Annotated in this window: 15 protein-coding genes; 14 read left to right on the top strand and 1 reads right to left on the bottom strand. The window is 58.5% G+C overall.

What is annotated here, in order from left to right; genetic code table 11:
- Positions 1-45 precede the first annotated feature (45 nt).
- On the bottom strand, positions 46-1464 hold the full coding sequence (locus KSP9073_RS06155) for a bifunctional DedA family/phosphatase PAP2 family protein (protein WP_108842777.1): 1419 nt from the start codon (positions 1462-1464) through the stop codon (positions 46-48).
- Positions 1465-1671: 207 nt separating this feature from the next.
- Here KSP9073_RS06155 and KSP9073_RS06150 point away from each other — a divergent pair, with 207 nt between their 5' ends.
- From KSP9073_RS06150 to msrQ, 14 genes are all read left to right on the top strand, one after another.
- Positions 1672-2952, top strand: a complete 1281-nt coding sequence (locus tag KSP9073_RS06150) for a glutamate-5-semialdehyde dehydrogenase (RefSeq protein WP_108842113.1) — start codon at positions 1672-1674, stop codon at positions 2950-2952.
- Positions 2939-3601 (top strand): nicotinate-nucleotide adenylyltransferase, encoded by a 663-nt coding sequence (gene nadD / locus KSP9073_RS06145; protein WP_341476548.1) that lies wholly within the window; start codon positions 2939-2941, stop codon positions 3599-3601. The genes KSP9073_RS06150 and nadD overlap by 14 nt, the downstream gene beginning before the upstream one ends.
- 90 nt (positions 3602-3691) lie before the next feature.
- Complete coding sequence (gene rsfS, locus KSP9073_RS06140; protein ID WP_108842111.1) at positions 3692-4057, top strand: ribosome silencing factor; 366 nt, start codon at positions 3692-3694, stop codon at positions 4055-4057.
- The gene (gene rlmH, locus KSP9073_RS06135; protein WP_108842110.1) at positions 4054-4521 is read left to right on the top strand and encodes a 23S rRNA (pseudouridine(1915)-N(3))-methyltransferase RlmH; all 468 of its coding nucleotides are present in this window, start codon (positions 4054-4056) and stop codon (positions 4519-4521) included. Before rsfS ends, rlmH begins: the two co-directional genes overlap by 4 nt.
- 73 nt (positions 4522-4594) lie before the next feature.
- Positions 4595-6511 carry a penicillin-binding protein 2 gene (gene mrdA, locus KSP9073_RS06130; RefSeq protein ID WP_108842109.1) on the top strand — a complete coding sequence of 639 codons (1917 nt, stop codon included), beginning with the start codon at positions 4595-4597 and terminating at the stop codon, positions 6509-6511.
- Positions 6512-6516: 5 nt separating this feature from the next.
- Complete coding sequence (gene rodA / locus KSP9073_RS06125) at positions 6517-7653, top strand: rod shape-determining protein RodA (RefSeq protein WP_108842776.1); 1137 nt, start codon at positions 6517-6519, stop codon at positions 7651-7653.
- Positions 7654-7709: 56 nt separating this feature from the next.
- On the top strand, positions 7710-8690 hold the full coding sequence (mltB, locus tag KSP9073_RS06120) for a lytic murein transglycosylase B (protein WP_243409141.1): 981 nt from the start codon (positions 7710-7712) through the stop codon (positions 8688-8690).
- 1 nt (position 8691) lies between these two features.
- Positions 8692-9636: a septal ring lytic transglycosylase RlpA family protein gene (locus KSP9073_RS06115; protein ID WP_243409140.1), complete on the top strand. Its 945-nt coding sequence runs from the start codon at positions 8692-8694 to the stop codon at positions 9634-9636.
- A 25-nt stretch (positions 9637-9661) separates the two neighbouring features.
- The gene (locus KSP9073_RS06110; protein WP_108842106.1) at positions 9662-10855 is read left to right on the top strand and encodes a D-alanyl-D-alanine carboxypeptidase family protein; all 1194 of its coding nucleotides are present in this window, start codon (positions 9662-9664) and stop codon (positions 10853-10855) included.
- A 122-nt stretch (positions 10856-10977) separates the two neighbouring features.
- On the top strand, positions 10978-11304 hold the full coding sequence (locus KSP9073_RS06105; protein ID WP_108842105.1) for an HP0495 family protein: 327 nt from the start codon (positions 10978-10980) through the stop codon (positions 11302-11304).
- 50 nt (positions 11305-11354) lie between these two features.
- Positions 11355-12059, top strand: coding sequence for a lipoyl(octanoyl) transferase LipB (gene lipB, locus KSP9073_RS06100; protein WP_108842104.1), 705 nt, complete (start codon positions 11355-11357; stop codon positions 12057-12059).
- Entirely contained in the window at positions 12059-13033 is a 975-nt protein-coding gene (gene lipA, locus KSP9073_RS06095; protein WP_108842103.1) for a lipoyl synthase, read from the top strand. Before lipB ends, lipA begins: the two co-directional genes overlap by 1 nt.
- A gap of 185 nt (positions 13034-13218) precedes the next feature.
- On the top strand, positions 13219-14229 hold the full coding sequence (gene msrP, locus KSP9073_RS06090) for a protein-methionine-sulfoxide reductase catalytic subunit MsrP (protein ID WP_108842102.1): 1011 nt from the start codon (positions 13219-13221) through the stop codon (positions 14227-14229).
- Positions 14229-14852 (top strand): protein-methionine-sulfoxide reductase heme-binding subunit MsrQ, encoded by a 624-nt coding sequence (msrQ, locus tag KSP9073_RS06085; protein ID WP_108842101.1) that lies wholly within the window; start codon positions 14229-14231, stop codon positions 14850-14852. Before msrP ends, msrQ begins: the two co-directional genes overlap by 1 nt.
- Positions 14853-14873: the final 21 nt, after the last annotated feature.

Raw genomic sequence — 14873 nt, 5'->3', positions numbered from 1 at the left:
ATGGTCCCGTTGGTGTTGATGCAGCAGCAGGGGCGGGAAGACCAATCAGAAGGCGGGCAGCCACACGATGCGCGCGATCACCAGCACGACGGAAGCCAGCGTCAGCAGTACCAGCTGGCGGCGATGGACGGCGCCTGCCAGATAGCGATGGGCAAAAAAGTGGTAGCTGATGCGGGTAGCCCCACAGACGATCAGCCCCAATAGCGCACCGCCAATGAGATCACTGAGCCAGTGCACACCAAAGGTCAGGCGTGACAGGGCCACGACGCTTGCCGCCACGATGGCGACCCAGTACGGCCATCGTCGCGCGCGACTTGAAAGCCCTTCGGCAATAAACGCAGCACTCAATCCCCAGAAGACAACCGCTGTCGAGGCGTGGGCACTCGGGTAGGAAAACGAGCCGATCAAATGTTCTGGAGTGTCCGGTCTGGCACGTCCAATCCATTGTTTGAGGGCCGTGTTGCTGAACGCCAGCAGGGCCAGTGCCCCGCCCCAGTGAATCAGGGCCGCCAGACGTTTTCGCCATAAAAGCCATACAAGCCAGGGCAGCAGCATGGCACTGATGCCTATGGCATCACCGATACGATCCAGCAGCGTTGAGGCTCGCATCAATGCCATGTTATCAGGCCGTGAAAAGAAACTTCGCGCCGCGACATCCATTGCAAGCGGCTGCTGAAGGCCGGCAACCAGCCACGTCCAGCCAATAAAGGCAACAATGCCTGCCAGCAGCAGCACGATAGAGGCCAGTGGAATTTCACCGCCGATTTTTCGCTGACGAAGGCTCAGCCACAGTCGTCGCGTCGCGCTGTGACGCCGTGCTCGCATCAACAGGCCGCGATAGAACCGGCTGTCACGATCCATGCGACGACGCAGCCATGACAGGGCAAAACCGAGCACGACGAACATGAGCATCAAGACCGATAGCCACTGTTCTGTCCCGGCCGGCAGATGTACCAGCCGCTGCCAGCTGCGCCCCAGGTAGTAACCGGGCAATAGATACGCTGGCGCCCAGAGCAACGCCGAGATCACATTGACGGTCAAAAAACGTGCTGGAGACATGTACATCATGCCGGCCACCATGGGAATGATGGGGCGCACCGGCCCGACAAAGCGTCCAAACGCCACCGAAAGAGCGCCATGGCGAGTGAAAAAGCGCTCTCCCTGGTCGACCCACTGCGGGTAGCGGTTGAACGGCCACCAGCCACGAAGGCGATCACGCTGAGTGCGACCGAGCCAGTAGCTGGCGCCATCGCCCAGCACGGCACCAATAAAGGCACTCACCATTAAAATAATGATGGAGACCTGATCGTGGCCTGCCAGTGATGCAGCGGCTGTCAGCATGACAACGCCTGGCATGACCAGACCGATCAGTGCCAGCGATTCAAGCAGGGCGACAATACCCACGATCAAAATCAAAACCGTCGGGTTATGGGCCCACTGATCAATCAGGGCAACGGGGTGCATCAAAAGCGACTCCACACAGTGGCTTGCCTTGCCCGGCGCGGTTTTTACTGCTGCCGGCAACTGGCTTATAGTAGTGATTCATAAGTATCGGATAGGCAAACGTAAAATCGTCGGCCAGTATAGTCAGCCGCTGTGCACTCCGATAGCGACAGGAGTTGACGATAGACACGCGCGGCCGCGCATTTGGGACACAGGAGAACAGCGCAGATGACGTCTGAGGTGCAAACAAGGGATATCGATATCGCCGCGCACGTGGCACTGCTGGGCCAGCAGGCGCGTCAGGCGTCCGGGCTGCTGCGCCGCAGTACTACCGGCCAGCGAAATGCCGCGCTGGCCGCCATGGCTCTGGAGCTTTCGCATCACCGCGACACGCTTTTGGACGCCAACGCTCGCGATATGGCACGGGGCAGGGCAGAAGGTCTGTCAGAGGCGCTGATGGATCGCCTGCTTCTCACCCCTTCACGCATCGATGCCATGATCTCCGGGCTTGAAACCGTCGCCTCGCTGCCGGACCCGGTGGGCGGCATCGATGATCTACGTACCCAGGACAATGGGCTGCGCATCGGCCGCATGCGCACGCCGCTCGGTGTGATCGGGATCATCTATGAGTCTCGCCCCAATGTGACGGTCGATGCCGCCGCACTGTGTCTCAAGGCCGGTAACGCCGCCATCCTGCGCGGCGGATCGGAGGCCTTTGAATCCAACTGTGCCATTGCTCGCTGTATTGCGTCAGGCCTTGAAAGTGCCGGATTGCCGGGCCACGCCGTGCAGCTGATCGAGACCACCGATCGCAATGCGGTGGGCGCGTTGATCACGGCACGCGAGTATGTGGACGTGATCATTCCGCGCGGCGGAAAGTCACTGATCAAGCGTATCTCCGAGGAAGCCAGTATTCCGGTCATCAAGCATCTGGAAGGCCTTTGTCATGTCTTTGTGGACCGCCATGCCTCGCTCGATATGGCCTTTGATATCGCCTTCAATGCCAAGTGCTTTCGCTATGGCATCTGCGGTGCCATGGAGACGCTGCTGGTGGATCAGGAGATCGCACAGGCCTTTGTGCCGGCCATGATCGCGAAGTTTCAGGACGCCGGCGTTACGGTGCGTGGCTGTGACAGGGTGCAGGCACTGGCCGAGGTTGAACCTGCCACCGAAGAAGACTGGTGGACCGAATACCTGGGGCCGGAGTTGTCTGTTCGGATCGTGGAAGACATGGATGCTGCCATTGAGCACATCAATCACTACGGCTCTCATCACACCGATGCCATTGTCAGTGACCACTTTGGACATACTCAGCGTTTCATGCTGGAAGTGGACTCAAGCTCTGTCATGGTCAATGCGCCGACCTGTTTTGCCGATGGCGCGCAGTATGGCCTGGGGGCCGAAATCGGTATTTCTACCGACAAGCTGCACGTCAGAGGTCCGGTCGGGCTCGAGGGACTGACCACGCGTAAATATATCGTGCTGGGCGATGGTCATGTCAGAACGTAATGCCCGTGTCGCCATGTTTGGTGGCACCTTCAATCCGGTTCATATCGCGCATCTGCGCGCGGCCGTTGAGCTTCGGGAAGCACTGTCGCTGGATATCGTCCATATGGTGCCGGCGCATCTGCCGCCGCATCGCAGTGCGCCGGGGGTCAGCTCCGAGGATCGCCTGAGCATGCTGAAGCTGGCGCTGGCGGATACTCCGGGGCTGGTGGCGGATGATCGCGAGATTCACCGCGATGGACCGTCCTGGTCACTGGATACGCTCCGGTCGCTGCGCGAGCAGTACGGTGATCAGGCGTGCCTTCTCATGGTGCTGGGGCGTGATGCCTTTTTGAAGCTGCATGAATGGCACGAGCCCGAGGCGCTTTTTGATCATGCCCACATCCTGGTCATCGGACGCCCGGAAAGTGATGAAGTGCAGTGCCCGGCGCTTGAGGCGCTGGTCGAGGCACGCCGTGTCGACAGCATTGATGCTCTCATGGCTGAGCCCTGTGGCCGGGTGCTGGATTACAATCAGACGACGGCCATGGCCATTTCCGCGACGGCCATTCGACAGGCGCTGGCCGCAGGGCGCAGCGTGCGATATCTGATGCCACCGGCTGTTGAGGCCTTTATCGCTCGCCACGAACTTTATCTCGAAACGTCAGAGTGAGGTTTGTAAAGGCCAAAAGCGTCAAATGTCTATGGTGCCTGCGCCTGACAGCGGTACAATGCGCTCTGAACCATTTATCTCCGAGGAGCTATGCAGACAGTACTTTCATCTCTGGTGGTTGACGCCCTGGAAGAGCTCAAGGGGCGTGATATCGCCGAGCTCGATGTTTCCAGACTGACCAGCGTGACCGATGTCATGGTGGTGGCCAGCGGTACTTCCAGCCGACACGTCAAGGCACTGGCCAACAATGTTGTAGAGCGCGCCAAGAATGAAGGCGTTCGCCCGCTGGGCATCGAAGGTGAGGCCGGCAGCGACTGGGTGCTGGTAGACCTGGGCGATGTGGTGGTCCATGTCATGATGCCCGAGGCCCGCAGACTCTATGATCTGGAAAGACTCTGGAGCGAGCTGCCCAATGATCTGGGGCGCCATGAAGCCGTCGGTGAGCACCACTCTTGAAGTTGAGAATGCTTGCTGTCGGCACGCGAATGCCGGGCTGGGTCACGCAGGGCGTTGAGGAGTACCGCAAACGCCTGCCACGGGAAATGGCGCTTGAAATTGTGGAGCTGTCACCCGGCCCGCGTCAGAAAAGCGCTGATCCTGCCAGGGCAATACGCGTTGAAGGGGATCGCCTGCTGTCAAAAATCAGGGACAGTGAACTCGTCGTAGCGCTCGATGTCGAAGGCAAGCCATGGTCGACGCCGGCGCTCTCCGAGCGCATGGGCGAGTGGCAGATGTCCGGTAGTGATGTGTCACTGCTGATTGGCGGGCCGGACGGCCTTGATCAACGCTGCCTGGCACGTGCCGACCTTCGCTGGTCCCTGTCGCCGTTGACGCTGCCTCATCCGCTGGTACGCGTATTGCTGGCCGAGCAGCTTTATCGTGGCTGGACCCTGATGACAGGGCATCCCTATCATCGCTAGCGGAGTCTGAGCGTGTATCGTTTTGCGCCCGTTGGGCGACTTATCCGTTTATCGTTTTTGGGCAATCTTCTCAATGCGCCCACGTCGCGCCACGCTTAAGGATTCCGAACAACAGGCACGCATCTTTCGACGCCGCAGCATTCTGGCGGCGTTGCTGGTGCTTATCATGTTTTCCGGCCTGATCGGGCGCATGGTATGGCTGCAGGTTGTTCAACACGACATCTTCATTACGCGCTCGGATAAAAACCGCATGCGCGTTGAACCGCTGCCGCCCAACCGCGGCCTGATCTTTGATCGCAACCACAAGGTGCTGGCCGAAAACCGGCCCACCTATAACCTCACTCTGGTGCGCGAGCAGGCCGGCGATGTCGGCCAGACCATAGACCGCCTGATCACTATTCTGGGTCTTCCCGAGGATCAGCATGATGTGCTGACGCAGCGCTCGCGTGAGCGACTTCGTTCCTACGAGCCGGCGCTGCTGCTCAGCGATCTCAATGAAGATCAGATTGCCAAAATCGCGGTCAATCGGTATCGCCTTCCCGGGGTAGAGGTTGAGGCTCAGCTCATCCGCTACTATCCGGACGGGGAGTGGATGTCGCATGTGCTGGGCTATGTCGGGCGCATCAGTCAGGAAGATCAGCAGCGCATCGATACCAGCAATTACGCCGGAACGCATTTTATTGGCAAGACCGGTATCGAACGGTTTTATGAAGACGAGCTCCATGGTCATGCCGGGGTGAAGCGGGTCGAAACCAATGCCCGTGGCCGCGCGCTGCGCGAGATCGATCGAACGCCCCCGCAGCCGGGCAAGAACCTGACGCTGACGCTGGATTCCAGGCTGCAAAAGCTGGGGCATGATCTTTTGAAGGGCAAGCGTGGGGCCATTGTTGCCATTGAGCCTGCCACCGGCGCTATCCTTGCCATGGTGTCAGAGCCCGGGTTTGACAATAACAAGTTCGTGACCGGCATCGACACGAAATCCTACGCCGCACTTCGTGATGATGTAGATATGCCGCTGTATAACCGGGCCTCTCGCGGGCAGTATCCGCCGGCCTCGACGGTCAAGCCCTATATGGCCTCAGCTGGCCTTGAATATGGCCTGATTCAGCCTTCCGATACGGTTTATGACCCGGGCTATTACCAGCTGCCCAACGACTCCAGACGCTATCGCAACTGGTTGCGCTGGGGCCATGGGCGGGTTGACATGAAACGCGCCATTACGGTTTCCAATGACACCTATTTCTTCACACTTGCCCACCGCATGGGCATCGACCGGCTCTCCGATTTCATGCACAAGTATGGATTTGGTGAAGATCACAGTCTGGATGTCTGGGGGGCGGGCAGTGGCCTGATGCCCAGTCGCGACTGGAAGCGTGGTCGTTACAACCAGGTCTGGTATCCGGGTGAAACCCTGTCGGTGGGTATCGGGCAGGGCTACTGGCTGGCCACGCCCCTGCAGATGGCCACTGCAGTGGCCGTCATGGCCAACAATGGCAAATGGGTGCGTCCTCATCTGGCCATGCAGGTCGGCGACCAAAAGATCGCACCGCCTTTCAAGGATACCCCTGATGACATCAAGCTGGATAACCCGCACTGGTGGGATCTGATCCATGACGCCATGGAAAATGTCATGAGTGGCAGTGAAGGCTCGGGTCGCGCATCAGGGCGTAATCTTCAATATCGCATGGCCGGCAAGTCAGGCACAGCGCAGGTCTTTACGCTGGGTCAAAAGGAAAAGTACAACGCCTCCGAACTTGAAGAACGTTTGCATGACCATGCCCTGTTTACGGCGTTTGCGCCGGTAGATGACCCCAAAATCGCGGTGGCGGTCATCATTGAAAACGGCGGCGGTGGCAGCAGGGTGGCTGCCCCCATTGCGCGCGAAATGCTCGATGCCTGGATACTGCCGAGCATGAAGCCCAGCGAGGAAGCGCAGCGTCATGTCCGGCAAAATGAAAGTACCGCTCAGCATATCGCGACGGGAGACTGACGATGATGATCGACTACTGGCAGCGGGTTTACCGCCGCAGCCGTCGGCAGTACCAGCGTCTGAGCTGGCGCACCCTGCATCTTGATCCCTGGCTTTTGCTGGCGCTGCTCACCATCGTTACCGGCGGTTTGATCGTGCTCTACAGTGCTGGCGGGGAATCCACCTATCTGGTGGAAGCTCAGGCGCTGCGGTTCGGCGCCGCCTTTTTGATCATGCTGCTGATCGCGCAGTTCTCACCACGCACCATGCAGCGCTTTGCCTGGTTTTTCTACGTTGTGGTCACCCTGATGCTGGTGGCCGTGGATGTGATCGGCACCCATGCCATGGGCGCTCAGCGCTGGCTCACCATCCCCGGCCTCATCCGCTTTCAGCCCTCCGAGCTCATGAAGCTTGCCATGCCGATGACCATTGCTGCCTATCTGTCGCGGCGAGTGCTACCGCCCGGGTGGCTGGATCTGCTGGTCTGTTTGTTATTAATGGGCGTTCCGGTGGCGCTGATTGCCAGTCAGCCCGACCTGGGCACTTCCATGCTGGTGACGGCCTCTGCCGTTTTCGTGATTCTGCTGGCGGGGCTTTCCTGGCGCTTTATTGCCGTGTGTGGTGGGCTGGGCATCGCTGCCATGCCACTTTTGTGGTTCAACATGCATCAATACCAGCGACAGCGGGTACTGACCTTTTTGAATCCGGAAAGCGATCCGTTGGGTGCCGGCTGGAACATTATTCAGTCCAAGACGGCCATCGGCTCGGGAGGTATCCATGGCAAGGGCTGGATGCAGGGCACGCAGTCGCAGCTCGAATTTCTGCCCGAGCGTCATACCGATTTTATCGTGGCGGTGCTGGGTGAAGAGTTCGGGCTGATTGGCATGGCCGTATTGATGAGCTGCTATCTGCTGTTGATATGGCGTGGTCTTTACATGGCCAATCAGGCACATGACACCTTTGGCCGATTGCTGGGCGGCAGCCTGATCCTGACCTTTTTTGTCTATGTGTTTGTCAACGTCGGTATGGTCAGCGGTGTGCTGCCGGTTGTGGGCGTGCCCTTGCCGCTGATCAGCTATGGCGGAACGGCCAGCGTGACCCTGATGGCCGGCTTCGGTATGCTGATGGCCGTTTTTACCCATCACAAGACCACGCCACGCTAGAGAGAGACAGGATGAAGTCGGATCGATGTCATTCAGGCAGGAGATGGCGCTGGGCCATGGCAATGTTGCTGGCGGTTTCGCCGCTGGTCAATGCAGCCGGTGAGTATGACCCGAGCACCAATGACCAGGCGCGCGCCATGGTCGACAGGCTGGCGCAGTCCGGGCTTGATCGGCGGGAACTGACCACAACGCTTGCAGCGGCCAGTCGTCAGCAAAAGATCATCGATGCGATTTCAAAACCCGCCGAGCACCATCTGCGCTGGGATCAGTATCGCAACATCTTCATCAAGCCCGAGCGCGTGGCCGGCGGGGTCGAATTTATCCGTGCCCATCGTGACGCCATGGCCCGTGCCGAGCAGGAATATGGCGTGCCGCGAGAGATCATCGCCGCCATTATCGGTGTGGAAACCTGGTACGGCCGCCATACCGGCAGCTATCGTGTGATTGATGCCCTGACCACGCTGGCCTTTGATTACCCGCCGCGCAGTGATTTCTTCGGTCGTGAGCTGGAAGCCTTCCTGACCCTGACCAGTGAGCAGGGGCTCGACCCGATGGAGCTCAAGGGCTCCTATGCCGGAGCCATGGGGTTGCCACAGTTCATGCCCAGCAGCTACCAGGCCTATGCGGTCGATTTCGACAATGATGGCATCAAGGACCTGTGGAAGGAGCCGGTGGATGCCATCGGCAGCGTAGCCAATTATTTCGCCGAGCATGGCTGGCGCTCGGGGCAGCCGCTGACGGTGGCGGCACATCTGAAAGGGGCGGAAAAACCCGCAGACGTCGACTTCAATCAGGCAAAGCCGCCCTATATGCGCGTGGCCGACCTCGAAGCACAGGGGATTACGCCAGACATTGCCATTTCCGGTGACCAGGACGTGATTCCATTGGCGCTGGATTATGCCGATGGCCACAACGACTACCTGTTGGGGCTGCATAATTTCTACGTCATTACGCGCTACAACCATAGCCATCTTTATGCCATGGCCGTCACGACACTGGCCGAGCAGATTCAGGCGGCGCTTCAGCAGGAGAGTTAGCGTGTCGTCCTTGAAAGCCTTGTTGCCCGAAAGTGCCGGACGTCTGGCCGTGCTGATTGTCATGGCCACGCTTTTGGGAGGCTGTGCCAGCGGCAGTGGCGGGGCGGGCGGGCGATATGCCCTGTCCCGGGATGCCTATCCTGACCGTCACACCGATGTCTCCAAAGTGCCCGATGCCGTGCCGCAGGTAGAGCCGCTGTCCCGCAGCGGCAATCAGTCCACCTATCAGGTGCTGGGCAAGCGCTACCACGTGCTCTCTTCGAGCGAGGGATATAGTCAGACGGGGCGCGCGTCCTTCTATGGGCAAAAATTTCAGGGCTACGATACGGCCAATGGCGAGCAATATGACATGTACACCATGTCGGCGGCGCACCGCACTCTGCCGTTGCCCACCTTTGCGCGTGTGACCAACCTGGCCAATGACCGCTCTGTCATTGTTCGAGTCAACGATCGCGGGCCGTTTCATGACGATCGTTTGATTGATCTCTCCTATGCAGCGGCGTCTCGACTGGATATGCTCGGCGATGGCACGGCCAGAGTGCGGGTGACCGCCATCGATCCGCGTCAATGGCAGGCCCGACATAACAATAATCAACAGGTTGCAGCGCGCAGCGAGGCTTCTCCGGGAGCGTCAAGAGCGCAGACACCTGCCCGCAGGGAAGCTGATCTTTCTTCAGGGGAGACCTCCACGCCTGTGCCCGGCAGCAGCGATCAGGGGAGCGCCGTGTATCTGCAGGTCGCTGCCCTGGGATCGGATGCGAGCGCTCAGGCGCTCAGGGACAAGCTCGAAACGCGTCTTTCAAGACCGGTTCGGGTAACACGACATGCCGCCATGCATCGGGTACAGGTGGGCCCGCTCGATGATCCGATCATGGTGGAATCAGTCAGGTCCGAACTGCATGAAGCAGGCTATGACCAGCTACATCGGGTAACTGGCTCGGACTGAATACAAGCAAACAGAGAAAGGCAATATGACCCTTTTTGCAGTAAACGTATGCCGCTGGCGCCACCTTGTCGCGTTTTCCTCACTGGCACTGACGCTGACGGCGGCGCCCGCGATGGCATCCGATGGTCCGTCACCTTCCAGCTTTATTCCTTCGCCGCCCGCGCTTGCCGCAAAATCGTGGGTGTTGATGGACGCCAAATCCGGCCGTGTACTGGTCGATCATGATGCCGACGAGCGTGTTCCGCCGGCCAGTCTGACCAAGATGATGACCGCCTACATCGCCGAAAGCGAAATCGAAAGCGGCAACATGTTGCCGACCGATGAAGTTCGCATCAGCAAGGAGGCCTGGCAGACCGGCGGCTCGCGCATGTTCGTCAAGGTGAACAGCAATGTGCCGGTCAAGGACCTGATGCAGGGCATCGTGGTGCAGTCGGGCAACGATGCCACGGTGGCCATGGCAGAGCATATCGCCGGGAGCCAGTCCTCGTTTGCCGACCTGATGAACGAGCATGTCCGCCAGATGGGCCTGCAGAACACGCATTTCATGAACCCGACCGGTCTGCCGGACCCCGAGCACTACTCGTCGGCGCATGACATGGCCATCATTGCTCGCCATATCATCAATGATTTTCCCGATCACTATTCACTGTATGCCGAAAAGTATTTCACCTGGAACGGCATCAAGCAGCCCAATCGCAATCTGCTGCTGTGGCGTGACAAGACAGTGGATGGTCTGAAAACCGGCCATACCGATGAGGCAGGCTACTGCCTGGTGGCCTCCGCGCAGCAAAGCGATACCCGCCTGATTGCCGCGGTCATGGGAACCAACTCGGAAGAGGCCCGCTCGCAGGAAACCCAGAAGCTTCTGAGCTATGGCTTTCGATACTTCCAGACCCAGAAGGTCTATGACGCCGGGCAGGAGCTCACACGTGCGCGCGTCTGGGGGGGCACGCAGGATGAAGGCGCCTTCGGTGTGGCCAACGATGTCTATCTGACGGCTTCCAAGCAGGATGAAGGCGGGCTGTCCAATCGCATCAATATCAACGGCGACCTGCAGGCGCCCATCGAGGCTGGCCAGCAGTACGGTACCGTTCAGATCGTGCAAAACGATGAGGTCATCGACGAGCAGCCGCTGGTCGCGCTGGAAAGCATCGAGCAGGGTGGCTTGTTCAAGCGTCTCTGGGATGGTCTTCTGAAGTTTGTTCAGGGTCTGTTCTAAAGGCTGAAAATTGGACTGAGTCATGACCATGAGGGGGGATTCGGCTGACGAATCCCCCCTTTTTAAGTAAAATGTCAGGTAATCGGGCGAACGTTCAGCCTGCAATGATCAAGAGGTTTATCATGTCCAGGCCTTCATCCCAAAAGCCTGCCGCTATTCTGTCGTCTCCTGGTGATGCCAACAAGACGCAGGAGGCGCCCAAAATCGAGTTTCCCTGTGATTACGCCATCAAGATCGTGGGAAACAACGATGTCGAATTTGATCGTGACATGCTCGATATCGTGGAGCGCTTTTCGCCGGCGTTTGACCGTTCGAAAGTGACGCATCGCGATAGCCGCAACGGCAAGTACCGTTCTCTGCATGTCACCATCTACGCCACCGGCGAAGAACAGCTCAACGACCTGTTCGTGGCGCTCAAGGCGACCGGCCGTGTTCAGATGGTGCTTTGATCTCCAGCAACTGACAGGCGTTGTTGCCGGCGCTCCCAGAGGTAGGATTGATGAGTGATACAAGCCTGGATGATCAGCCCATTGGCGTATATCGTCTGGGCGTATGTGAATACACCACCATCTGGGAGGCGATGCGTCGCTTTACCGATGAGCGGGATTCAACGACCCGGGATCAGATCTGGCTGGTAGAGCATTTCCCCGTTTTTACTCAGGGACGTGCCGGCAAGCCTGAACATTTGCTGAGTTCCAGCGATATTCCGCTGGTACAAAGTGACCGCGGTGGACAGGTCACCTATCATGGGCCCGGTCAGCTGATCATGTACCCGCTGATCGATGTCAAAAGGCGACGCATCGGGGTGCGTGCCATGGTCAATGCCCTCGAAAATGCCGTCATTCGTGTGCTAGGCGAACACGGTATCCACGCCGGTTCGAAACCGGATGCGCCGGGTGTCTATGTCGACGGGGCCAAGATTGCCTCACTCGGGCTGCGTATTCGTCGAGGCAGCAGCTTTCACGGCATTGCCTTCAATATCGATATGGACCTTGCTCCCTTTGACCATATCAACCCCTGCGGTTACGCAGGGCTCAGAATGACACAGCTTCGCGATCTTTTGTCGCAACCACCGGACATGGCGCGTGAAGCACAAGGATTGCTCGGAGCCTTTGCCGCTGAACTCGGCAACCCCGAGCTTCAGGAGATGGTGAGCGCACCCGGGGTGCTGACCCACATTTCTCGAGTAACAGGATCAAACTGATGACCGAGACGACTGCTACCACCCCTAAACAACGGGCCGAAAAAGGCGTCAAGCTGCGCGGCGCCGACAAGGTTTCCCGTATTCCGGTCAAGGTCATTCCGACCGAGACCCTGCCGACCAAGCCGAGCTGGCTCAAGGTGCGCATGCCCATCTCGAAAGAGGTGACCCGCATCAAGGAAACCCTGCGCCGTCACAAGCTGGTCACGGTCTGCGAAGAGGCGTCCTGCCCCAATCTTGGCGAGTGCTTCAATGGCGGTACGGCAACGTTCATGATCATGGGCGATATCTGCACGCGCCGCTGTCCCTTCTGTGACGTGGCACACGGCCGCCCCAACGCGCTCAATGAAGACGAGCCGCGCGAACTGGCAGAAGCCATCGCAGAGATGCGTCTGAAGTATGTCGTGATCACCTCCGTGGATCGTGATGATCTGCGTGACGGGGGCGCCCAGCACTTTAATAACTGCATTGAAGAGATCAGAAAGCGCAGTCCCGATCTTGAAATCGAGGTGCTGGTCCCTGACTTCCGTGGGCGCATGGACAAGGCGATCGATATCATGCGCCAGGAGCCGCCGGATGTGTTCAATCACAACCTTGAAACGGTGCCATCAATGTATCGTCGCGTCCGCCCGGGTGCCGACTACCAGTGGTCGCTCGATCTTCTCAAGCGCTACAAGGAAGTCCGCCCGGAAGTGATGACCAAGTCAGGTCTGATGCTGGGTGTCGGCGAAACCGACGAAGAAGTGGTTGAGGTCATGCGTGATCTTCGTGCCCACAATGTCGACATGCTGACCCTGGGTCAGTACATGCAGCCGTCGCGCAATCACCTGCCGGTCGACCGCTGGGTGCACCCCGACACCTTCGCATGGTTTGCCGAAAAGGGCCGAGAGCTGGGCTTCAAGCATGTCGCGTCAGGTCCTCTGGTGCGTTCAAGCTATCATGCCGACAAGCAGGCACATGGTGAAAGGGTGTCCTGAGTTATCAAGGTCAAACACCTGTCACGAATCACCTGTTACGCCCGGCACTGCCGGGCGTTGTTGTATACGGAAAAGGTTGTATACGGGAAGGGTGTATCCGGTAGTGGCATATCCTGTCTGGATGCCTGAAACTATTCCCTGATGTAACGGTCAGTAACCATAACGATCGTCAAGTAGAGGATGCCATGCTGATCAAGACACGAAAGCCTCACTACATTGGTGAAAACGAGGTCACATCAGAATCGGTCTATCATGCGCGCCGCCATTTCATGGCCGGGGTGGCAGGCCTTGGCATGGCAGCAGCGCTGCCGCGCAGCGCCTGGGCGGCCTCTCAATATGACGAGGTCGAGCAGGGCACTCGTCCCGAATGGTTTGCCTCGCGTCTTGATAAGACGAAATGGAAGGCAGTGACGGCAGGGGAAAACGACAAGCTCACCCCCTTCAATGATGCCACGCACTACAATAATTTCTTCGAATTTGGCACCGGCAAGGATGATCCCTACAAGCACGCGAGCGAGATGACCACCGAGCCCTGGACCATCGAGATTGATGGGGAAGTGGCCAAACCCGGTACGCTGGACGTCAACCAGCTGCTGGGTGAACAACAGCTTGAAGAACGTATCTATCGTCTGCGCTGTGTCGAGGCCTGGTCGATGGTCATTCCATGGATGGGCGTGCCGCTGTCTGCCCTTCTCAAGCGTGTCGAGCCCACCAGCGATGCGAAATATGTGCGCTTTCAGACGTTGATGCGACCGGAGGAGATGCCGGGGCAACGCTCACGCTTCGGGCTCATCAACTGGCCCTATCAGGAAGGGCTGCGCATGGATGAAGCCATGCACCCGCTGACGCTTTTGAGCGTGGGCATGTACGGGCGTGTGTTGCCCAATCAAAATGGTGCACCCGTGCGCCTGGTGGTGCCTTGGAAATATGGTTTCAAAAGCATCAAGTCAATCGTGCGCATCTCGCTGGTCAAGGAGCAACCGCCCACGGCCTGGCCGACCATCAATGCCAATGAATACGGCTTTTACTCCAACGTGAATCCGGATGTGAATCATCCTCGCTGGAGTCAGGCGCGCGAGCGTCGTCTGCCCAATAGCCTGTTCAGTACCAACATGATCGATACGCAAATGTTCAACGGCTATGGAGACGAGGTGGCGTCGCTCTATAAAGGCATGGACCTGCGGAAGTACTTTTAATGCGACTCTGGCGATGTGCGGTATTTGTGGCAGCGCTGCTGCCTTTTCTCTGGTGGGCCGGACAGGTAGCGATGGGGCAGGCGGGCCCGGAACCCGGTCAATATCTGCTGCTCAATTTCGGTCAGTGTGCGCTGATACTGCTGCTGTTGACGCTGAGTCTGACACCGCTGATGAAGCTGACCCGCTGGAAGGGATTTGCGCTTATTCGTCGGCAAATGGGGCTATGGACCTTCAGCTACGGCGTTTTGCATCTGACCAGCTATCTGCTGTTCATTCTCGGCCTTGATTTCTCGGCACTGGGTGAGGATCTACAGCGCAGGCCCTATATTATTGTCGGATTTGCCGCGCTTTTAATGCTGCTGGCGTTGGCGGTGACCTCCAACCAATATTCGATGAAGCGCCTCGGCAAACGCTGGAAGTTTTTGCATCGACTGGTTTATATCGCGCTGATACTGGTGCTTTTGCACTTTTTCTGGGTGGTGCGCGCCGACATGACCCAGTGGAGTGGCTATGCGCTGGCCGGTATTGTCTTGATGCTGTTGCGCATCCCCGCGATCTCTCGCGCGCTTGGCAGGGTGCGACCCCGCAAGGGCCACGCGAAGGTCAGTGCGTCCAGAGTGTGATGCACCTTTTGAAAACGCCGG

The organism is Kushneria phyllosphaerae (genome assembly GCF_900312995.1).
GTDB lineage: Bacteria > Pseudomonadota > Gammaproteobacteria > Pseudomonadales > Halomonadaceae > Kushneria > Kushneria phyllosphaerae.
The sequence above is the reverse complement of the archived record's forward strand: the minus strand, read 5'-3'. Positions and strand labels throughout refer to the sequence as shown.